The organism is Thiobaca trueperi, assembly GCF_004342175.1.
Lineage (GTDB): Bacteria > Pseudomonadota > Gammaproteobacteria > Chromatiales > Chromatiaceae > Thiobaca > Thiobaca trueperi.
Genome location: NZ_SMAO01000001.1, coordinates 397,003 through 418,115, shown reverse-complemented (window position 1 = coordinate 418,115; position 21,113 = coordinate 397,003). Strand labels below are relative to the sequence as shown.

The following is a 21,113-nucleotide window of genomic DNA, read 5'->3' as shown; positions in this document are numbered from 1 at the left end:
CGACGGGAGACAGTCAATGCAAGTTTCGGTGGAAGCGGGCGAGGGGCTCGAACGGCGGATGAAGATCGATCTGCCTTTCGAACAGATCACGGTTGAGGTCGAAAAGCGTTTGCAGCAGCTTGCGCGCAGCGCCAGATTGCCCGGTTTCCGTCCCGGCAAGGTGCCGATGCGGCTTCTGCGTCAGCGTTTTGAAGACCGTGTGCGCCAGGAGGTCTTTGGCGAACAGGTGCAGTCCAGTTTTCTTGAGGCACTGACTCAGGAATCCCTGAATCCAGCCGGGATGCCGCAGATCGAGCCGGATATCGATCTGGACGCGCAGCGGTTCGGTTTTACCGCCATTTTTGAGGTGATGCCTGAATTCGATCTGGCATCGCTGTCGGATCGGGTGCTCAAACGCCCGGTTTGCGAGCTGACGGATGCCGATCTGGAGGAAATGATCGAGCGCCTGCGCAATCAGCGCAAGACCTGGATAGCCGTCGAGCGGCCCTGCCAGAGTGGCGATCAGATCACGATTTCCTTCGCTGGCACAGTGGATGGCGAAGCCTTCGAGGGCGGCGCCAGCTCCGGTTTCAAGCTGGAGCTTGGCGCGGGACGCATGATTCCCGGATTCGAGGACGGGCTGACCGGCGCGAGTGTTGGCGAGCAGCGGACACTCGACCTGACCTTCCCCGACCCCTATCAGGCCGCCCATCTGGCCGGCAAGCCGGTGCGCTTCGAGGTCACGCTGGATGAGGTGTCCGAACCGCGTTTGCCGGAGGTTGATGCCGAGTTTGCGCAGGCGTTCGGCGTTGAAGATGGCGATATCGAGCGTTTTCGGGCCGATGTGCGCGCCAACATGGAACGTGAGTTAAAGCAGCGCCTGGAAGCGCGCACCAAGGAGCAGGTCATGGATCTGCTGTTCGAGGCCAATCCAATTGATCTGCCCCAGGCGCCGGTGCAGAGCGAGATGCAGTCGATGGCCGAGCAGATGGGGCAGGCGCTGGGTGGCGGCAAACTGAACCTGCCGGCTTCGCTGTTCGAGTCAGGCGCGCGTCGCCGGGTGGCGCTGGGGCTGATTCTCGGCAAGATCATCAAGGACCATGAGCTGAAAGTGGATGCGGCGCGGGTGCGTGAGCGGGTCGAGCAACTGGCAGCGACCTATGAGCATCCCCAGGCGGTGATCGATTATTACTACAGTGATCGCAACCGTCTTGGCACGGTGGAAACGGTGGTACTGGAAGAACAGGTTGTCGAGCTGGTGCTGACTCAGGTGACGGTCGAAGACGAGACCATTGGTTTTACAGATCTGACCAGCCCCGCCTCGGCAGGTTGATTGCGGTCGATGGCCAGTGCCGCGTGACAGCGGCGCGGCCATTCCTGGGCTGCCCGGCCCTGCTTGATGAATTCACTAACAGGTGAAAGGCCAAACCATGAGCAATCCTCTGAGTCATACCGACTGGCAGCCCCAGGGGCTCGGGCTGGTTCCCATCGTCGTCGAGCAGACGGCGCGTGGTGAACGCTCGTTCGATATCTATTCGCGGTTGCTGAAAGAGCGCGTGATCTTTCTGGTTGGCCCGGTCGAGGACTATATGGCCAATCTGGTGGTGGCGCAGATGCTGTTCCTGGAGTCGGAGAATCCCGACAAGGATATTCATCTCTACATCAATTCGCCCGGTGGATCGGTCACGGCGGGGCTGGCGATCTATGACACCATGCGCTTCGTGCGTCCTGATGTCAGCACCATGTGCATCGGACAGGCAGCCAGCATGGGTGCGCTATTGCTCGCGGGTGGGGCCAAGGGCAAGCGTTTCTGTCTGCCACATTCGCGCATGATGATTCATCAGCCGCTGGGCGGTTTTCAGGGTCAGGCAACCGATATCGAGATCCACGCACGCGAGATCCTCTATATCCGCGAGCGGCTGAATCAGATCCTGTCCCATCACACCGGCCAGCCGATCGAGAAGATCGCTGAAGATACTGATCGTGATCGCTTTATGAGTGGAGAGGCCGCCTGTGAATATGGTCTGATCGATACCGTTATCACCGAACGTGGCCCGGCCCCCGCCAAGACCTGAAGCTGGCGCTTTCGCCTGCTGCCGGTTCCCGTCAAGTCTGCTGGTTCTCTCATGCGCCACGATTCCGTGACGCATGGCATCCTCTGTGTTTAACTGTCTTGCCATCTATATTCAAACCGTTATGATTGAGCTGGCATCGCTCGGGACGACTGGATTCGCGCCCCCAACCGACCCCCCGGAGACCTATCCTCAATGAGTGGAAACAATCACGGCAAGAGCGACGAAGGCAAACTGCTTTACTGTTCGTTCTGCGGCAAGAGCCAGCACGAAGTCCGCAAACTCATTGCCGGTCCTTCCGTCTTCATCTGCGACGAATGCGTTGAACTCTGCAACGACATCATCCGTGAGGAGATGCAGGAGAGCGTCGATGAGACCACGACTCATCTGCCCAAACCGCGCGAGATCAATGCGCGTCTGGATGAATTCGTGATCGGGCAGGAAAAGGCGAAAAAGGTTCTCTCGGTCGCGGTCTACAACCATTACAAGCGTCTCGAAGTAGCCGGCGCCAAGGAAGACATCGAGATTGCCAAGAGCAATATCATGCTGATCGGGCCAACCGGCTCCGGCAAGACCCTGCTTGCCGAGACCCTGGCCCGTCTGCTGAACGTCCCCTTCACCATCGCCGACGCCACCACGCTGACCGAGGCCGGTTATGTGGGCGAGGATGTCGAGAACATCATCCAGAAGCTGCTCCAGAAGTGCGACTACGATGTCGAGAAGGCGCAGACCGGCATCGTCTATATCGATGAAATTGACAAAATTTCGCGCAAGTCTGATAACCCGTCGATCACGCGCGACGTGTCGGGCGAGGGTGTGCAGCAGGCGCTGTTGAAACTGATCGAAGGGACGGTCGCTTCGGTGCCGCCGCAGGGTGGGCGCAAACATCCGCAGCAGGAATTTCTCCAGGTCGATACCTCGAATATCCTCTTCATCGTCGGCGGCGCCTTCGCTGGTCTTGACAAGGTGATCCAGAACCGCTCGCGCAAGACCGGAATCGGGTTCTCGGCGGATGTCCATAGCAAGGACGACAGCCGCCAGATCGGCGAACTCCTGAGCGCGGTGGAACCGGAAGACCTGATCCGCTATGGCCTGATTCCCGAATTCGTCGGTCGTCTGCCCGTCATTGCGACCCTTGATGAACTCGACGAGGCCGCGCTGATGCGGATCCTGACCGAGCCCAGACATGCGCTGGTCAAGCAGTATGCGCGGCTGTTCGAGATGGAAGGGGTGCAGATCGAGATTCGGGACGACGCCCTGCGCGGCATCGCGCACAAGGCGATGGATCGCAAAACCGGCGCGCGCGGTTTACGGACCATTATGGAACAGGTGCTCCTCGACACCATGTACGATCTGCCGTCAATGGATCATGTGAGCAAGGTCGTGATTGACTCCTCCGTCATCGCTGGCGAAAACAAGCCGCTCCTGATCTATGACGGGATCGAGAAGCAGGCCGCCGTCGGGGCGGAATGATGACCTTCGCGCCAGGTGCAGATACGCCATCCTGGTGAGATTGCCTGGATTCATTCAGGTCAGGGCGAGCGGCATCGTTGAACGCGATGCTGTTCGCCCTGATTTCTTAGTTATATCTTCCCCACCACACTGATATCTGCGGCAACGATGTGCGGGCTGGCCGGTTTTGGCAAGTTCTGCCGTCAAACCAGCGGATGTTGCTTGAATGAGAACGGGTTTCCATGGCGCAACATACTACTGCTTCTGATTCCGCACCCCTGTCTTCGGCAGATGTGCCTGTTCTGCCATTGCGCGATGTGGTTGTCTACCCGCATATGGTGATTCCACTCTTCGTCGGGCGCGACAAATCCATCCGCGCCCTCGACGGCGCCATGTCGAGCGACAAACAGATTCTGCTGATCGCGCAGAAAAGCGCCGACGTAGACGATCCTGGCGTTAAGGATCTGCACGAAATCGGTACGTTGGCGAATATTCTGCAACTCCTCAAACTCCCCGATGGCACGGTCAAGGTGCTGGTGGAAGGGAGTCGCCGCGCCCGCATCAAGCGCTTTGTGACCACGGAAGACGCCTTTTCCGCGATCATCGACCCGATGGACGAAACCCTGGATGCCGATGCCCGTGAGCAGGAAGTGCTGATGCGGTCAGCGATGATGCTGTTCGATCAATACGTCAAGCTCAATAAAAAGGTGCCGCCGGAGGTGCTCACTTCGCTGGCCAGCATCGACGACGCAGGCCGGCTCGCCGACACCATGGCGGCCCACATGTCGCTCAAGCTCGACGAAAAGCAGCGCGTGCTGGAAATCATCGACGTGCAGGCCCGGTTGGAGCATCTGATGGGCCTGATGGAAGCGGAAAACGATCTGCTCCAGATGGAAAAGCGCATCCGTGGGCGCGTCAAGCGCCAGATGGAAAAGAATCAGCGCGAGTACTATTTGAACGAGCAGATGAAGGCGATCCAGAAGGAGCTCGGTGAGCTGGAGGATGCCGCACCCAATGAAATCGAAGATCTGGCGCGGCGGATCGAGGCGGCCGGGATGCCGCGCGAGGCCAAGAGCAAGGCACAGGCCGAGCTGAACAAGCTCAAGCTGATGTCGCCGATGTCAGCCGAGGCGACCGTGGTGCGTAACTATGTCGATACCCTGGTCGGTGTGCCCTGGCAGAAACGCACCCGCATTCGCAACGACATCCAGGTGGCCGAGGGCGTCCTGGACAAGGACCATTATGGTCTGGAAAAGGTCAAGGAGCGGATCCTCGAATATCTCGCGGTGCAGCAGCGGGTGCGCAAGCTCAAGGGGCCGATCCTCTGTCTGGTCGGCCCGCCCGGTGTCGGCAAGACCTCGCTGGGTCAGTCCATCGCGCGGGCGACGAACCGCAAGTTCGTGCGCATGTCGCTTGGCGGGGTACGCGACGAGGCCGAGATTCGTGGTCATCGGCGCACCTATATTGGCGCGCTGCCGGGCAAGATCATCCAGAATCTGTCCAAGGCCGCTTCGCGCAACGCCTTCTTCCTGCTCGACGAGATCGACAAGATGGCGATGGACTTCCGGGGTGATCCGGCCTCGGCGCTGCTCGAAGTGCTGGATCCCGAGCAGAACCACACCTTCGCCGATCATTATCTGGAGGTCGATTTCGATCTCTCCGAGGTGATGTTCGTCGCCACCGCCAACACCCTGAACATTCCGCCGCCGCTCCTGGATCGCATGGAGGTTATCCGTCTCTCGGGCTATACGGAAGACGAGAAGGTCGCCATTGCCGAGCGTTATCTGGTCCCCAAGCAGACCAAGAATAACGGCCTCAAGGATGGCGAGCTGGTGATTCGCGAGAGCGCACTGCGCGACATCATCCGGCATTACACCCGCGAGGCCGGGGTGCGGAATCTGGAACGCGAAATCTCCAAGATCTGTCGCAAGGTCGTGAAGGAGGTGCTGCTCAAGAAACGGGATGCGCCGACGACGGTCAGCGCCAGGACGCTGGAAAAGTATCTCGGTGTGCAGCGTTTCCGCTATGGCCGTGCCGACGAGCATGATCAGATCGGCCAGGTGACGGGGCTGGCCTGGACCGAGGTGGGCGGCGAGTTGCTGCGGATCGAATCCGCTCTGGTTCCCGGCAAGGGCAAGTTCACCTACACCGGGCAATTGGGCGATGTGATGCAGGAATCCATCCAGGCCGCTATGACGGTGGTTCGCTCGCGCGCCGATGCGCTGGGTCTGCCGCTGGATTTCCATACCAACTTCGATGTGCATATCCATGTTCCGGAAGGGGCGACGCCCAAGGATGGTCCAAGCGCGGGCGTGGCCATGTGCACGGCGCTGGTCTCCGCGCTGACCAGGATTCCGGTGCGCTCAAGCGTGGCCATGACCGGTGAGATCACCCTGCGCGGTGAGGTGCTGCCGATCGGCGGTCTCAAGGAAAAACTGCTTGCAGCGCATCGCGGCGGGATCGAGACGGTCATCATACCGCTCGAAAATGAGCGCGATCTCACCGAGATCCCGAAAAACATCAAGCAGCATCTCAAGATTCATCCGGTGCGCTGGATCGATGAAGTGCTGGAGCTGGCGCTCACCGAGCGTCCCGAGGCGACCCGCACGCGGGGCGACGATGAAGATCCGGTGACCGTGGAGGTCGATGCACATGATGCGGCGCTTGATCCCGCGCGTGACCAGAATGCGCGGCTGCATCACTGATCGTTGGGGGACGAGACACCTGTTCCGCCAGCCGGGGCGAGAACAGTAAAAGCGGGTTGCCCTTCTGCGATCTCCGTTTTAGCATGCAGCAACGATCAGGGGCGCCCCGGAATGACTGACAGGGCGCCCGATCCGCTTCATCGAAAGAGGCGTTGATCGATAGTCGCGTGTCTACGCAGGTCACTGGCGAAAACCTAGGCAATAAACAGGGGAAATAAATGAATAAATCGGACATCATCGAAAAAATGGCGGATGCCGCAGAGATCTCCAAGACCGCCGCCGCGCGCGCTTTGGATGCCTTGACCGATTCCGTAGCCGTTGCTTTGAAAGAAGGGGACACCGTCTCGCTGATCGGTTTCGGCACCTTCTCTGTCAAAGAGCGTGCGGCCCGCACCGGGCGCAATCCGCAGACCGGCGCGGCCATCGAGATCAAGGCATCCAAAACACCTGCATTTAAAGCTGGCAAAGCGCTGAAAGACGCCGTACAATAACCAGCTCTTAACGAAGGCGCTTCATGTTCAGCAAGAAGTTTTAAAGCTGGCAAATTGCTGAAAGATGTCTTAGAATAGCCGTCCTTCGCAAGGGTGCTTAGCTCAGCCGGGAGAGCATCGCCCTTACAAGGCGAGGGTCGCAGGTTCGATCCCTGCAGCACCCACCAAGGTGTTCAGAGCGCCAGCGTTCTGGAGCCAAAGTTTTGGAGCGGTAGTTCAGTTGGTTAGAATACCGGCCTGTCACGCCGGGGGTCGCGGGTTCGAGCCCCGTCCGCTCCGCCAATAAAAGAGAAAATTGGGGTATCCATAGGGTACCCCATTTTTTTGTCCATCCCACTCCCTGTTTCGGCCTGTCACTATGCTGCAAACCATCCGGGATCGCGCTCAGGGCTGGATCGCCTGGGCAATCGTCGCACTCATCAGTATTCCTTTCGCTTTGTGGGGCATTCAGTCCTATCTGGGTGTCGGTGGCGAACCCATCGCGGCCAAGGTCAATGGGGTCGAGATCCCCGCGCGGGATCTGGATCGCCGTGTCCAGCAGGCCGGAATCGAACTCCGTGAACGCCTGGGTGCCGCCTATGATCCGGCCCTGTTCGAGGCTGCGCAACTGCGCTCCGAGGTGCTGGATGACATGATTCGGGAGATATTGCTGCTGGATGTGACGAGACGTTTGGGATTGCGTGTCTCCGACCAGGAAATCCAGATCCAGATTCTTTCTGAACCAGCTTTCCAGCGGGACGGTCGCTTTGACCGCGAATCCTATGAGCGCCTCCTCCAACTTCAGGGTCTGACCCCGGTGATGTTCGAGGCGCAGTTGCGTCAGCAGATGACCGGCACTCAGCTCATCCGCGCAGTGGCTGCCAGCGAATTCGCCACGCGTGAGGAACTCGCCCAGTATCAGCGTCTGGCCGAACAGAAGCGTGAGCTGGCTTACGCACGCTTTCCAGTCGCTGATTTCAAGACCGATGCGCCGCCTGATGAGGCGGCGATCACGGCTTATTACGAGGCCAATCCCGCGCGTTTCCAAACACCGGAGCAGGTCAAACTGGCCTATCTGGTGCTTGATGCCAGCGCGCTTGCTTCAAAGGCCGAGATTCCTGATGAAGAACTGCGCCAAAGCTACGATGCCGATCAAACGCGCTTCAGTCAGCCGGAGCGTCGTCAGGTCAGGCATCTGCTGCTGACCGTCCCGGAGGATGCGGATGATGCAGCCGCCAATCAGGTGCTGGCTGACATCACGGCCATTCGCGAGCGTCTGGTTGCCGGTGAATCCTTTGAGGAACTGGCGAAAACCCAATCGAAAGATCCAGGCAGCGCCGCGAAGGGTGGCGATCTGGGGATCATCGACAAAGGGGTCATGGTGCCCGCCTTCGAGCAGGCCGCTTTCGCCCTTCCAGTTGGCGAGATCAGCGAACCGGTGCGGACCCGCTTCGGTTATCACCTGATCGAGGTCACGGAGATCGTCCCGGCGCAGATCAAGCCGTTCGACGAGGTACGCGAACAGTTGCGCGCGGAACTCGCCAAACAACGCTCGGATGCCCAATTCTATGAGCTGGCCGAACGTCTGAGCACCATCATCTATGAGTCCCCGGACAGTCTGGAGCCGGCGGCGCAGGCCTTGGGCCTGACCATTCAGCAGAGCGACTGGATCAGTCGCGAGGGCGGGGAGGGCATCCTGTCCCAACCCAAGGTGACGGCCGCTGCATTCAGCGATGAGGTGATGACGCAGGGCAGCAACAGCGATCTGATTGAGCCGGAACGCGATCAGCTCCAGGCTGTCGTGCTGCGGGTCATCGACCATCGCGCGGCGTCAGTCAGGCCGTTGGCTGAGGTGCGTGATGAGATCCAGGCCGAACTCAGTGAGCAGTCAGCCCGCACCGCAGCTGTTGCTGCCGCCGAATCCGCTGCCGCGAAACTCCGTGACGGTGCCGACTGGTCTGTCGTGCTGGAAAGCATCAAACCGGAAGAACCCGGTCTGGTGGATCGCTACGCGGCGACGGTGCCCGCCCCCGTCCGTGATACGGCCTTCAGGCTCCCGTCACCAGTCGATGGCGGCGCCAGCATCGGCACGGCCGTTCTGGAGAATGGCGATGCCGTTGTGGTGCGGCTGACGAAGGTGCAGGATGGTGAGATCAAGCCAGCCGATAGCGGGCAGATCGCGCCGGAAGCCTCCATGCTTTCTCAGCTCATGGGACGGCAACTCTATACCGAGATGCTGCGTGACATGGAAGGTCGCGCCAAGATTGAGCGTCAGTCGATCCGCGCCGAAGTCGATCTTTGATCTTAAATCGCGCCCAGTGCGGTATGCGATATTGTTGGGCTGGATCGGCCCTGGCTGCATCGACGATCCTGTGAGCTGGCGCGGTTTAAGATGCTAAAAAAGCTGTTGAACCGCAAAGAGCGTGAAGAACACGGAGGATTTTAGCCCTGTCCCAACCGCTGGCTTCGCTTGATGAGCGAAGCCAGACAGGGCAGCAACATCCTGTTTTTCTTTGTGTCCTTTGCGTCCTTTGTGTCTTTGCGGTTCAATCCCGGCTCAGACCGGATCAGCCAAGTCCCAGGATGTGATAACCGGTATCCACATAGAGCACGTCGCCCGTGATGCCCGATGCCAGATCGGAGCAGAGGAAGGCGGCGGCGTTGCCGACCTCTTCAATGGTGACATTGCGCCGCAGCGGCGTGCGCTCTTCCACCTTTTTCAGCATGTCGCGGAAATCCGAGATGCCGGCAGCGGCCAGGGTGCGGATGGGGCCGGCTGAAACGGCGTTGACCCGTGTGCCCTGTGGCCCCAATGATGCCGCCAGATAGCGCATGTTCGCCTCCAGGCTGGCCTTCGCGACACCCATCACGTTGTAATTCGGCACCGCCCGCACCGCGCCCAGATAGGTCATGGTGACCAGCGCGCCATTGCGTCCCGCCATCAGGGGCCGGCTGGCCTTGGCGAGCGCGGCGAAGCTGTAGGAGCTGATGTCATGCGCGGCGGAAAAACCTTCGCGCGTGACAGCATCGACATAATCGCCTTCCAGTTGCTCGCGCGGGGCGAAGGCAATGGAGTGAACGATGGCGTCGAGACCGTCCCAGCGTTCGGCCAGCGCCTTGAACATCGACTCGATCTCCTGATCGCTGCCGACATCAAGCGGCAGCACCAGATCCGAGCCGCATTTGCCCGCCATCTCCTCGACACGCGACTTGAGTTTCTCGTTCTGATAGGTCAGGGCGATCTCCGCGCCCGCCCGATGCATGGCCTCGGCGCATCCCCAGGCGATGGAGCGATTGCTCGCAACGCCGGTGATCAGAATCTTTTTGCCTTCTAGAAAACCCATGGTTTATCGTCTCTTCCGTTCGGTTTAGGGATAGAATCGCACTGCATCAGCCGCAGCCTCTGTGAGTGGCAGGCGAGGCGAAAGCATTGCACGCTTTAAACCGCGCCCAATGCGATGGGCGATGCTTTTAGTTTGGATCGACCTTGACAACATCGACGACCGTGGGATCTGGCGCGATTTAAAATATTGAAAAATATAAAATTTTAAACCGCGTCCCCGTCGGGATTCGTGAATGCGCCAAACGTCGAACTGGCCCGACACTTAGTTTCTCGCTCTGGACGCGGTTTAACAGTACCGAAACTTGTATTCCGGCGAAAGGGCGAAGCGGGAGCGAATGGTTTGAGCGGGACGGGTTCGAGCAAAAAAGGTTTGCGTGGCAGCAGGCTGATGTCTGCGCTCAGTCTGCTGATTCTTCTGAGCGGCTGCGGTGACGCGTCCTGGAATAGCCCCTATCCGGCAACCGATGCCGTCAGCCAGACGGTTTACAGCTCCTTCGACGAACGCCCCAAACATCTGGATCCGGCACGCTCCTACAGCGTCAACGAAAACGTCTTTCTGGCGCAGATCTACGAGCCGCCGCTCCAGTATCACTTTCTGCTGCGACCCTATCGGTTGACCCCGCTCTCCGCCGTCGAGGTGCCGGTGCCGAGTTATTTCGACGCGGCGGGCAACCCCCTGCCAGCAGATGCGCCTGCGAGCGAGATCGCGCGCAGCGACTATCTGATCCGCATCCAGCCGGGTATCCGCTTCCAGCCGCACCCGGCCTTTGCGGTGGATGCAGAGGGTCGTCATCGTTATCACGCACTCAGTCCGTCTGATCTGACCGGCATCAATCGATTGGCCGATTTCCCCGAGACCGGCTCCCGCGAGCTGACTGCCGAGGATTTCGTTTATCAGATCAAGCGTCTGGCCGCACCCTGGACACACTCACCCATCGCGGGCCTGATGCAGCAGCATATCCGTGGTTTTCAGGCGCTCGCCGAGCAGCTTGCAACCGCCGCAGGGCAGGCGCCTCTGGAGCAGATCGCAACCCTGCGCGCATCCAGCCTGGAAGGCGTCGAGGCGCTGGACCGCTACAGCTTCCGCATCAGCCTCACCGGCAAATATCCGCAATTCGCCTACTGGCTGGCGATGCCCTTTTTTGCGCCCATGCCCTGGGAGGCCGAGGTCTTCTATGCCCAGCCGGGCATGGCCGAGCGCAACATCACGCTCGACTGGTACCCGGTCGGCACCGGGCCTTTCATGTTGAGCGAAAACAACCCGAATCTGCGCATGGTGCTGACGCGCAATCCGCATTTCCACGGCGAAACCTATCCGACCGAAGGCATGCCGGGTGACCGCGAATCCGGCATTCTGGACGATGCGGGCAAGCCGCTGCCCTTGATCGATCACGCGATCTACAGTCTGGAAAAAGAAAGCATTCCCCGCTGGAACAAATTTCTTCAGGGCTATTACGACAGCTCGGGCATTTCGTCCGATGCCTTCGATCAGGCCATTCAGATCGACAGCCAGGGCGAACCGATCCTGACCGAGGCGATGCGCGAGCAGGGGATTTCGCTCCTGACCTCGGTCGAGCCGTCGATTTTTTACCTGGGCTTCAACATGCTCGATCCGGTGATCGGCGGCGATTCGCCGCGCGCGCGACTCCTGCGCCGGGCGATCTCCATCGCGGTCGATTTTGAGGAGTTCATTTCCATTTTTGCGAATGGACGCGGCCTGGTGGCGCAGAGCCCGATCCCGCCGGGCATTTTTGGCCATCGCGAGGGCGAGTCGGGGATCAATCCATTCGTCTATGAATGGCGTCAGGGTCACGCGGTGCGCCGCAGTCTCGACGAGGCGCGGGTGCTGATGGAGCAGGCCGGCTATCCGGGCGGGATGGATCGAGAAACCGGGCGTGCGCTCACGATCAATTATGAGGCGGTCGCCACTGGACCGGATGATCGGGCCCGGCTGAACTGGATTCGCAAGCAGTTCGCCAAGCTCGGCATCGAACTGGTGATCCGTTCCACCGACTACAACCGTTTTCAGGACAAGCTGCGCAACGGCACCGGACAGGTCTTCATGTTCGGCTGGAACGCCGATTATCCCGACCCCGAGAATTTTCTGTTCCTGCTCTACGGGCCGCATGGCAAGGTCAAATATCAGGGCGAGAACGCGGCCAATTATGCCAATCCCGAGTTTGACCGTCTGTTCGACGAGATGAAATTCATGGAGGATGGTCCCGAGCGTCAGGCGATTCTCGACCGTCTGGTGGAAATCGCACGCACCGACGCGCCCTGGATCTGGGGCTTCCATCCCAAGGCGTTCAGCCTGCATCATCAATGGATGCACAACGCTCATCCCAATCAGATGGCCAACAACACGCTCAAATATCGCCGGATCGATCCAGCGTTGCGCGAGCAACTGCGTCACGACTGGAATCGACCGATCCTCTGGCCGCTGTGGGCCGGCGCCGGTCTGCTGGTATTGCTGATCGTGCCGGCCTGGTGGCTGGTGCGCCGCCGTGAACGGAGTACCGCGCTGTGACCGCCTATATCCTGCGCCGACTGCTCTATGCCGTGCCGATTCTGATCGGCGTCAACCTGCTCACCTTTGTGCTGTTTTTCGTGGTCAATTCGCCGGACGACATGGCGCGGATGCACTTGGGCGAAAAGCGCGTGACCGAGGAGGCCGTCCAGGGCTGGAAGGCAGCGCATGGCTATGACAGGCCGCTGCTCTACAACGCCGAGGCCAGCGGTATGGCACGTCTGACCGAGACCATTTTCTTCGAGAAATCGGCGCGCCTCTTCGCCTTCCAGTTCGGTTCGTCCGACGACGGGCGCGACATCGGTTACGACATCTCACAGCGCATGTGGCCGAGCCTCGCCATCGCGGTGCCGGTGCTGCTGGTCGGTCTGGCCTTCAATATCAGCTATGCGCTCTTCATCGTCTTTTTCCGCGCGACCTATGTCGATATCGGCAGTGTGGTGCTGCTGGTCGCCATGCTGTCCATCTCCAGTCTGTTTTACATCATCGGCGGTCAGTTTCTGCTGAGCAAGGTCTTCCATCTGGCGCCCATCTCGGGCTATGACACGGGTCTGCATGCCTGGAAATTCCTGATCCTCCCGGTCATCGTCGGGGTCATCGGCGGCATCGGCGCGGGCACCCGCTGGTATCGCACGCTCTTTCTGGAAGAGGTCGGCAAGGACTATGTACGCACCGCACGCGCCAAGGGTCTGAGCGAGCGGCTGGTGCTCTTCCGGCATGTGCTGGGCAATGCGCTCATCCCTATTCTCACCGGCGTGGTCGTGGTGCTGCCGCTGCTGTTCATGGGCAGTTTGATTACCGAGTCCTTTTTCGGCATCCCCGGACTCGGCAGCTACACCATCGACGCCATCAGCAATCAGGACTTCGCCATCGTGCGCGCCATGGTGTTCCTGGGGGCCGTGCTCTATATCCTGGGCCTGATCCTGACCGACATCTCCTATACCCTCGTGGATCCACGGGTAAGATTGCAATGAGGGTGCCGTCATGCCGCTGATGCCGGTCGTCCTCTGGACCGATGCGCTGGTCTTCCTGCTGATTGCGCTGGGACTGCTGTTCGGTCTCTATGCCGCGCGTCATGAGCATCTGCGCGCGCCCTGGCGACGGGTGGTGCAATCCCGGGTCGGGGTGGCGATGCTGGTCGTGCTGTCCGCCTACGGAATGGTGGGTCTGCTGGATACGGTGCATGTCCGGCTCAAGCTCGACACGCCCGCTGATTCAAGCGCCGCACCCCAGTACGCCCCCGAGATCCTGAGCCTGCTTGATCTGGCCCTGAGCGGACTGCGCGAGCGTCAGGAAAAGACCTATTCGGCGCCCTTCGCCACCCATCTCTTTGTCAAGGAGGCTATCGAACAGCCCGACGGCAGTGTGATCCGCGATTTCCCGCGACTGGAGCACGGCGGGAGCCATCTGGCCGACCCGGCCACCCAGCGCGGGGCCGACATCCTTTTCACCGCCATGCTCGGTATGTTGAAAGGGCTGGTCTTCTGGGTGCTGACGGCGTTCGCCATCCTGTGGCTGATCGCCCGTCGGCGCGGGGAGCTCATGGAGCAGACCTGGACCGCGATCCGCGCCGGACGCACCCCGATCCCCTGGCTCACCGCGCTGTCGATGCTCGGTCTGCTGCTGATCCTTGGTTTTGTTGCCGGGGAGCTGGCCGCCAGATACCACATCCTGGGCACCGACAAGGTCGGTGAGGATGTCTTCTTCCAGACCCTCAAGAGCATCCGCACCGGGCTGCTGATCGGCACACTCACCACCCTGGTGATGCTGCCCGCCGCCATCCTGCTCGGCATCGCCGCCGGCTATTTCCGGGGCTGGGTGGACGATGTCATCCAGTATCTCTACACCACACTGAATGCGATTCCGGGCGTGCTGCTGATCGCCGCCGCCATCCTCATGCTCCAGGTCTACATGAGCAATCATGCCGAGGACTTCACCAGTCTGGTCGAGCGCGCCGATCTGCGGCTGCTCTTTCTCTGTCTGATCTTGGGTGTCACCAGTTGGACCGGGCTGTGCCGGCTGCTGCGCGGCGAGGCGCTGAAACTGCGCGAAGTCGATTATGTCCAGGCCGCATCGGCGCTGGGCGTCGGTCACGCCACCATCATTGGCCGGCATATCCTGCCGAACGTGATGCACATCGTACTCATCACACTGGTATTGGATTTCAGCGGACTGGTACTGGCCGAGGCCGTTCTGTCCTATGTCAACATCGGCGTCGATCCGACCATGAATTCCTGGGGCAACATGATCAACAGCGCCCGGCTCGAACTGGCGCGCGACCCAGTGGTCTGGTGGTCCCTGACTGCCGCCTTTGTGTTCATGTTCACCCTGGTGCTGGCGGCCAATCTCTTCGCCGACGTGGTGCGGGATGCCTTCGATCCGCGTTTGCGCGGGATTTGATGACTGGCGACAGATATGACCGACACCCTGCTTCAAGTTGAAGGATTGACGACCGAACTCGGCGCAGCCGCGCAGCCGCTGCGTGTGGTCGATGGTCTGGATCTGCACCTCCAGGCCGGCGAAACCCTTGCGCTGCTCGGCGAGTCGGGCTGCGGCAAATCCATGACCGCGCTGTCCCTGATGCGTCTCCTGCCACCGTCCGGGCGCATCCTCGCCGGGTCGGTCCGGCTCGGCGGCACCGATCTGCTGCGTCTGACCGAAACCGAGATGCGCGCGGTGCGCGGCGGGCGGCTCGCCATGATCTTCCAGGAACCCCAGACCTCGCTCAATCCGGTACTGACGGTCGGGGCGCAGATCGCCGAGGCGGTACGGGTTCATGCGGGTTGCTCGCGTGCGCAGGTGCCGGAACGGGTGGTTGAGCTGCTGCGTGCGGTCGGCATTCCGGATCCGGCGCAGCGGGCGGGCGAGTATCCGCATCAGCTTTCCGGCGGCATGAAGCAGCGTGTCATGATCGCCATGGCGCTGGCCGGCGATCCGCAGATCCTGATTGCCGACGAGCCGACCACGGCGCTGGATGTCACCATCCAGGCTCAGGTGCTGCGTCTGCTCAAGGATCTCCAGCGCGACACCGGTCTGGCGGTGCTGCTCATCACGCACGATCTGGGCGTGGTCGCCGAGACCGCCGACCGGCTGGCGGTCATGTATGCCGGTCAGATCGTCGAGACTGCGACCGTGGCCGGATTCTTCGCCAGACCCGCGCATCCTTACAGCCGCAGGCTGATGGAGAGCCTGCCGAGCGCGGACAGGCGCAGCGGTCGGCTGGCGGTGATTCCGGGGCGGGTGCCGCCGCTGGATCGCGTCTTCCAGGGCTGCCGTTTCGCGGATCGCTGTCAGTCGGTGATGCCGGTCTGTCGCGAGGAGACGCCGGGCTGGTTTGAGATCGGGGCAGGGCAGGGGGTGCGCTGTCATCTCTGGGCGGACAGTCTTCAGTCGGTAGTTGGCAGTTGGCAGTCGGCAGCGTCCGGAGCCAGTGAGGGTGAATCGGACCGGCATCCTGCTGCGGGGAATGGCATCCTCTTGCGCGCCACGGATCTGAAGGTCCATTTCCCGATTCATCGCGGCATTCTGCGGCGTGTGGTCGGGCAGGTGCGGGCGGTCGATGGGGTCTCGCTCGACTTGCGGGCCGGTCGCACCCTGGCGCTGGTGGGCGAGTCCGGTTGCGGCAAGACCACGGCAGGCAAAGGCATCCTGCAACTGGTCCAGCCCACGGGTGGATCGATCCGCTATCGCGACCGCGAACTCATCGGCCTAGGGCATCGCCGGATGCGCACCATCCGCAAGGACTTGCAGATCATCTTCCAGGATCCCTATGCCGCCATGAACCCGCGCATGCTGGTCGGGGACATCGTCGGCGAGGGCTTGCAGGCGCTCGGTATCGAGCCGCGCCGTGCCGGACGGATGCGTCGGGTGGCCGAACTGCTGGAACTGGTCGGTCTGGATCCCGCGTCGGCAAACCGCTATCCGCATGAGTTCTCCGGCGGTCAGCGACAGCGCATCTGTATCGCCCGCGCGCTGGCGGTGGAACCCAGAATCATCATCTGCGACGAGCCGACCAGCGCGCTGGATGTCTCGGTCCAGGCGCAGATTCTCAATTTGCTCAAAGATTTGCAGGAGCGTCTCGGGCTGGCCTATCTCTTCATCAGCCATAACATTTCAGTGGTCGCCTATCTGGCCCATGAGGTGGCGGTCATGTATCTGGGGCGCGTGGTGGAGCAGGGGCCGGTGGACGTGGTGCTGGACGATCCGCGTCATCCCTACACCCGCGCGCTGCTGTCGGCGGTGCCGGTGATCGACGCGGATCGGCGTCGCGAGATCATCCGGCTGGAGGGAGACATGCCCTCACCGAGTCATCCGCCGCCGGGCTGCCACTTCCACCCCCGCTGTCCGGTTGCCATTGACGCCTGCGCACGCAGCTATCCCGGCGAGACGCGATTGAACGATGCGCGGGTGGTGCATTGTCTGCGCGCGAACCAGGAATGATCTGGTCAGCCATGCGCGTGCTGCATTACCATCCAGCCCCCTGACGACCGGCGTCTCCCTTTGCAGGAGTTTCACCCTTGAAGTTCACCGTCGATGAATTCCGTGCCTGGAAGCACAAATGCGTGACCCTGCTCGGCATGTCCGGGGTCGGCAAGACCTATCTCTCGGCCATGCTGCGCCGCAGCGACTGGTTCCATTACTCGGGCGACTACCGTATCGGCACCCGTTATCTGGATGAGCCGATCCTGGATCTCATCAAGGCGCGGGCGATGCGCGATCCCTTTCTGCGCGACCTCCTGCGGCGCGACTGGATCACCATCCGCAACATCATCAAGGTGCATGATCTGGGACCGGTGCTGAGTTTCATCGGCAAGCTCGGCAACCCCGAACTGGGCGGCCTGCCGCTGGATGAATTCAGCCGCCGTCAGGCGCTCTATCGCGAGGCCGAGATCGCCGCCATGCTCGATGTGCCGGAATTCGTGCGCAAGGCGCAGGAGATCTACAGCTATCCGCATCTGGTCAATGATGTCGGCGGCAGTCTGTGCGAACTCGATGAGCCGCGCGTCATCGATCTGCTCGCCCGCCACAGTCTGATCCTCTATATCCGGGTGCCGGAGGCGGACGAGATCAAGCTGATCCAGCGCGCTCAGGCCGATCCCAAGCCGCTCTATTACCGTGCGGAATTCCTGAAGGCGGCGATTGCGGACTATCTGGCCGAGCGCCGTCTGAGCTATGTCGCCGAGATCGAACCGGACGATTTCACCCGCTGGGTCTTTCCGCGTCTCTTCCATTCGCGGGTGCCGCGTTACGAGGCGATTGCGCGGCCGCATGGCTATACGGTCTCGTCGGAGGATGTCGCGCAGGTGCGCGACGAGCGGGATTTTCTGTCATTGATCGAATCGGCGATCGCACGCGACGCGGCCGCCTGAGCGCCAGGACTCTCAACCATGCCGATCGTCGCCCATAACGACCTCCCGACCTTCGCCCGTCTGCGCGCGGAGGGTCAGCAGATCCTCGATCCCGACCGCGCCTTGCAGCAGGACATCCGCGAGCTGCATATCGGTCTGCTCAACATGATGCCGGATGCGGCGCTGGCGGCCACCGAGCGTCAGTTCTTCCGGCTGATCGGACAGAGCAATCAGATCGCCCAGTTCTATGTCCATCCCTTCACGCTCGATGGTCTGGAGCGCGGCCCCGAACGTCGGGCCTATATCGATCGCTATTACGAGTCCTTCGAGCAGATTCGGGCGGAAGGGCTGGATGCGCTCATTATCACCGGCGCCAATGTCACCGGTCCCGATCTCTCCCATGAACCGTTCTGGCAGCCGCTGATCGAGGTCGTCGATTGGGCCTATGACAATGTCTGTTCGACGCTCTGTTCCTGTCTCGCCACCCATGCCGTGATGCAGTTTCGGTATGGTCAGCGACGCCAGCCTTTGCCGGCCAAATGCTGGGGCGTCTATCCGCATCGGGTGCTGGTGCGTTCGCATCCGCTGGTCAGCGATGTCAACACCCGCTTCGATGTGCCTCACTCACGCTTCAACGACATCGGCCGCGCGCAGTTCGAGTCCGCCGGTCTGCATGTGCTGGCCGAGAGCGAAGACGCCGGGGTGCATCTGGCGGTCAGCCCGGATGGATTCAGGCAGGTGTTTTTCCAGGGGCATCCCGAGTACGACATCATTTCCCTGCTGAAAGAGTACAAGCGCGAGGTCAAAGGCTTCGTCAGCGGCGCACGGGCGGACTATCCACCCTTTCCGGGCAACTATTTCGGCCTGCAATCGCGCGCCATTCTGGACGAGCATCGCGACCAGACGCTGGACGCGCTGGAGCAGGGGCGCGAACCCCCGGCCTTTCCGGAAGACCATCTCATCCCCCGGCTCCACAATACCTGGCACGACACCGCCGAAGGTGTGGTCGGCAACTGGATGGGGCTCATCTATCAGGTCACCAATCAGGATCGCAGACAGACCTTCATGTCGCACATCGACCCGGACGACCCGCTTGCACTCGGCTGGAGACCTGCTTCGTCCGCAGAGGTTGAGTGATGGCGCAGGCACCCTGCGCCACTGTACTAGCGCGAAGCGCTGGCTATCGTCTATCATCGCGCCCGTGATTGACTACGGGCTCAACTCAGGCGAACTGTTGCGGCAGCGGGCGGCGCCCCGTCGCACGCGCGATCAGCAAGACGCTGACCGGATCCTGGCTGTCACGCTGTTTGACTTTGGCTGGCGGGTCGGGGTCATCCCTGTGACTCTGCCGGTTAACCGCAATACGGGCGCGCAACCGCTTCAAGCGCATCGGTCGATCAAGACACACATCCCTATTCAAGACAAGAACCCAGGGTTGGCCTGCCTGATGCGGCCCGCTCCGCCTGTGGCCTCTCTGTTGCCATCGGTGTAAAGTCATCTCTGGCTGATGACTGATCCTTGTCGAAAACCCGGAGCTGACGAATGCGAATCCTTTTTGTCCATCCAAACTATAGCGCCGGCGCCGCCGATATCGCTGGCAACTGGTCGCCGGCCTGGGTTGCCTATATCGCGGGCTATCTGAAGTCGGGTGGCTACCAAGACTATCAGTTCATCGACGCCCTGGTGGACAAACTGGACGACGACCAACTGCGCGCAGCCATCCGTGACGCCAAGCCCGATATCATCGCCACCACGGCGATGACACCGATGATCTACACCGCGCAGCGCGTGTTGCAGATCGCCAGGGAAGAGCACCCGAACGCCATCACCGTGCTCGGCGGCATCCACGGCACCTTCATGTTCCAGCAGGTGCTGGGCGAGGCACCCTGGATCGATGTCATCGTGCGCGGCGAGGGCGAGGCCGTCACTCTGAATCTGGTGCGCGCCATCGACGAGGGCCGCTGGCCGGCCGAGCGCGAGAAAATCAACGGCATCGCCTATCTGGACGACAACAATCAGGTCATCGCCACCCCGGCCGAGCCCTCGATCAAGGATGTGGACTCCATCTGGCCCGACTGGGGCATCCTGGAGTGGAAGAAGTACATCTACATCCCGCTCGGCGTGCCGGTTGCGACCCCCAACATGGCGCGTGGCTGCCCCTTCACCTGTAGCTTCTGCTCGCAATGGAAGTTCTGGCGTGACTACCGGGTGCGCGATCCCAAGCGCATGGTCGATGAGATCGAAGAGCTGGTGAAGGTTCACGGCGTCGGTTTCTTCATCCTCGCCGACGAAGAGCCGCAGATCAACAAGGCGAAGTTCGTCGAGTTCTGTCAGGAACTGATCGACCGCGATCTCGGCATCCACTGGGGCATCAACACCCGCGTCACCGACGTCATGCGCGACGAGGATCTGCTGCCCTTCTACCGCAAGGCGGGTCTGGTGCATATCTCGCTCGGCACCGAGGCCGCCGCGCAGCTCAATCTGGATCGCTTCGTCAAGGAGACCACGATCGAGCAGAACAAGCGTGCCATCCAGCTCTTGCAGAAGAACGGCATCGTCACCGAGGCGCAGTTTATCGTCGGTCTGGAAAACGAGACCCGCGAGACCCTGGAAGAGACCTATCAGATGGTCATGGATTGGGGCGCGGACATGGCCAACTGGTCGATGTACACCCCCTGGCCCTTCTCCGACATGTTTGCCGAGATGGGCGACAAGGTCGAGGTCTTCGACTATTCCAAGTACAACTTCGTCTCGCCGATCATGAAGCCCGACAAGATCGACCGTGCCGAGCTGCTCGACGGGGTCATGGCCAACTATCGGCGCTTCTACATGCGGCGCATGTTCTTCCAGTATCCCTGGGTGAAGGATCCCTTCCGCCGCCGTTATCTGATCGGCTGTATCAAGGCGTTCCTGAAGAGCGCCATGGAGCGTCGCTTCTATCAGTTGGGCAAGCAGAACTACTGGGGTCCGCTGTTCAAGAAGCTCATTAAATTCGACTACGACAAGTCCAGATCCAAGATCGTCGAGCCGGATCACAACGCCTGGAAAAAGGCGCCTCCGGCCAAGCGTCCGGCGGTCATCAGCGCGGTCGGTGCCGCGCCCCAGGCGTGCGGTGGCGGCCCCAAGGCTTGTGGCGGTGGCACGGAGCAGATGACCGAGGAGCAGGTCAAGCAGTACGAGAACGCCTGATCTAAACCGCGTCCAGTGTGATCTGCGG

General features: G+C 61.0%; 14 protein-coding genes and 2 tRNA genes. 15 read left to right on the top strand and 1 reads right to left on the bottom strand.

Annotated features, from left to right (window positions below; translation table 11 throughout):
* The first annotated feature begins 16 nt into the window (after nt 1–16).
* The 8 genes from tig (at nt 17) to EDC35_RS01850 (ending at nt 8,980) form a co-directional block, all read left to right on the top strand.
* Nucleotides 17–1,312, top strand: coding sequence for a trigger factor (tig, locus tag EDC35_RS01885; RefSeq protein ID WP_132975166.1), 1,296 nt, complete (start codon nt 17–19; stop codon nt 1,310–1,312).
* A gap of 97 nt (nt 1,313–1,409) precedes the next feature.
* Nucleotides 1,410–2,054, top strand: a complete 645-nt coding sequence (gene clpP, locus EDC35_RS01880; protein WP_132975164.1) for an ATP-dependent Clp endopeptidase proteolytic subunit ClpP — start codon at nt 1,410–1,412, stop codon at nt 2,052–2,054.
* Between the two features lie 192 nt (nt 2,055–2,246).
* Complete coding sequence (clpX, locus tag EDC35_RS01875) at nt 2,247–3,524, top strand: ATP-dependent Clp protease ATP-binding subunit ClpX (RefSeq protein WP_132975162.1); 1,278 nt, start codon at nt 2,247–2,249, stop codon at nt 3,522–3,524.
* 221 nt (nt 3,525–3,745) lie between these two features.
* A complete protein-coding gene (lon, locus tag EDC35_RS01870; RefSeq protein WP_132975161.1) occupies nt 3,746–6,208 on the top strand; it encodes an endopeptidase La in 2,463 nt (820 codons plus the stop codon).
* Between the two features lie 218 nt (nt 6,209–6,426).
* Nucleotides 6,427–6,699, top strand: coding sequence for an HU family DNA-binding protein (locus EDC35_RS01865; protein WP_132975159.1), 273 nt, complete (start codon nt 6,427–6,429; stop codon nt 6,697–6,699).
* Nucleotides 6,700–6,790: 91 nt separating this feature from the next.
* Nucleotides 6,791–6,866 (top strand) — tRNA-Val (locus EDC35_RS01860).
* Between the two features lie 38 nt (nt 6,867–6,904).
* Nucleotides 6,905–6,981 (top strand) — tRNA-Asp (locus tag EDC35_RS01855).
* Between the two features lie 76 nt (nt 6,982–7,057).
* Nucleotides 7,058–8,980 (top strand): SurA N-terminal domain-containing protein, encoded by a 1,923-nt coding sequence (locus EDC35_RS01850; protein WP_132975158.1) that lies wholly within the window; start codon nt 7,058–7,060, stop codon nt 8,978–8,980.
* 265 nt (nt 8,981–9,245) lie between these two features.
* Here EDC35_RS01850 and EDC35_RS01845 read toward each other — a convergent pair whose 3' ends face one another.
* A complete protein-coding gene (locus EDC35_RS01845) occupies nt 9,246–10,022 on the bottom strand; it encodes an enoyl-ACP reductase FabI (protein WP_132975156.1) in 777 nt (258 codons plus the stop codon).
* Nucleotides 10,023–10,409: 387 nt separating this feature from the next.
* Here EDC35_RS01845 and EDC35_RS01840 point away from each other — a divergent pair, with 387 nt between their 5' ends.
* From EDC35_RS01840 to bchE, 7 genes are all read left to right on the top strand, one after another.
* Entirely contained in the window at nt 10,410–12,548 is a 2,139-nt protein-coding gene (locus EDC35_RS01840; RefSeq protein ID WP_132975154.1) for an ABC transporter substrate-binding protein, read from the top strand.
* Nucleotides 12,545–13,522 (top strand): ABC transporter permease, encoded by a 978-nt coding sequence (locus EDC35_RS01835; protein ID WP_132975152.1) that lies wholly within the window; start codon nt 12,545–12,547, stop codon nt 13,520–13,522. The genes EDC35_RS01840 and EDC35_RS01835 overlap by 4 nt, the downstream gene beginning before the upstream one ends.
* Before the next feature lie 10 nt (nt 13,523–13,532).
* Nucleotides 13,533–14,948: an ABC transporter permease gene (locus EDC35_RS01830; protein ID WP_132975150.1), complete on the top strand. Its 1,416-nt coding sequence runs from the start codon at nt 13,533–13,535 to the stop codon at nt 14,946–14,948.
* A gap of 15 nt (nt 14,949–14,963) precedes the next feature.
* Nucleotides 14,964–16,988 carry an ABC transporter ATP-binding protein gene (locus EDC35_RS01825; protein ID WP_132975148.1) on the top strand — a complete coding sequence of 675 codons (2,025 nt, stop codon included), beginning with the start codon at nt 14,964–14,966 and terminating at the stop codon, nt 16,986–16,988.
* Between the two features lie 77 nt (nt 16,989–17,065).
* Nucleotides 17,066–17,917, top strand: coding sequence for an ATPase (locus EDC35_RS01820; protein ID WP_132975146.1), 852 nt, complete (start codon nt 17,066–17,068; stop codon nt 17,915–17,917).
* 18 nt (nt 17,918–17,935) lie between these two features.
* Complete coding sequence (gene metA, locus EDC35_RS01815; protein WP_132975144.1) at nt 17,936–19,033, top strand: homoserine O-succinyltransferase MetA; 1,098 nt, start codon at nt 17,936–17,938, stop codon at nt 19,031–19,033.
* 405 nt (nt 19,034–19,438) lie between these two features.
* Nucleotides 19,439–21,085, top strand: coding sequence for a magnesium-protoporphyrin IX monomethyl ester anaerobic oxidative cyclase (gene bchE, locus EDC35_RS01810; protein WP_132975142.1), 1,647 nt, complete (start codon nt 19,439–19,441; stop codon nt 21,083–21,085).
* The last annotated feature ends 28 nt before the right edge of the window (nt 21,086–21,113 follow it).

What these genes read in the sequence shown, in the direction of transcription:
- EDC35_RS01850 (WP_132975158.1), top strand. Translation starts at nt 7,058, where the DNA reads ATGCTGCAAACCATCCGGGATCGCGCTCAGGGCTGGATCGCCTGGGCA.
- clpX (WP_132975162.1), top strand. Translation starts at nt 2,247, where the DNA reads ATGAGTGGAAACAATCACGGCAAGAGCGACGAAGGCAAACTGCTTTAC.
- lon (WP_132975161.1), top strand. Translation starts at nt 3,746, where the DNA reads ATGGCGCAACATACTACTGCTTCTGATTCCGCACCCCTGTCTTCGGCA.
- EDC35_RS01825 (WP_132975148.1), top strand. Translation starts at nt 14,964, where the DNA reads ATGACCGACACCCTGCTTCAAGTTGAAGGATTGACGACCGAACTCGGC.
- EDC35_RS01845 (WP_132975156.1), bottom strand. Translation starts at nt 10,022, where the DNA reads ATGGGTTTTCTAGAAGGCAAAAAGATTCTGATCACCGGCGTTGCGAGC.
- bchE (WP_132975142.1), top strand. Translation starts at nt 19,439, where the DNA reads ATGCGAATCCTTTTTGTCCATCCAAACTATAGCGCCGGCGCCGCCGAT.
- EDC35_RS01830 (WP_132975150.1), top strand. Translation starts at nt 13,533, where the DNA reads ATGCCGCTGATGCCGGTCGTCCTCTGGACCGATGCGCTGGTCTTCCTG.
- metA (WP_132975144.1), top strand. Translation starts at nt 17,936, where the DNA reads ATGCCGATCGTCGCCCATAACGACCTCCCGACCTTCGCCCGTCTGCGC.
- clpP (WP_132975164.1), top strand. Translation starts at nt 1,410, where the DNA reads ATGAGCAATCCTCTGAGTCATACCGACTGGCAGCCCCAGGGGCTCGGG.
- tig (WP_132975166.1), top strand. Translation starts at nt 17, where the DNA reads ATGCAAGTTTCGGTGGAAGCGGGCGAGGGGCTCGAACGGCGGATGAAG.
- EDC35_RS01865 (WP_132975159.1), top strand. Translation starts at nt 6,427, where the DNA reads ATGAATAAATCGGACATCATCGAAAAAATGGCGGATGCCGCAGAGATC.
- EDC35_RS01840 (WP_132975154.1), top strand. Translation starts at nt 10,410, where the DNA reads ATGTCTGCGCTCAGTCTGCTGATTCTTCTGAGCGGCTGCGGTGACGCG.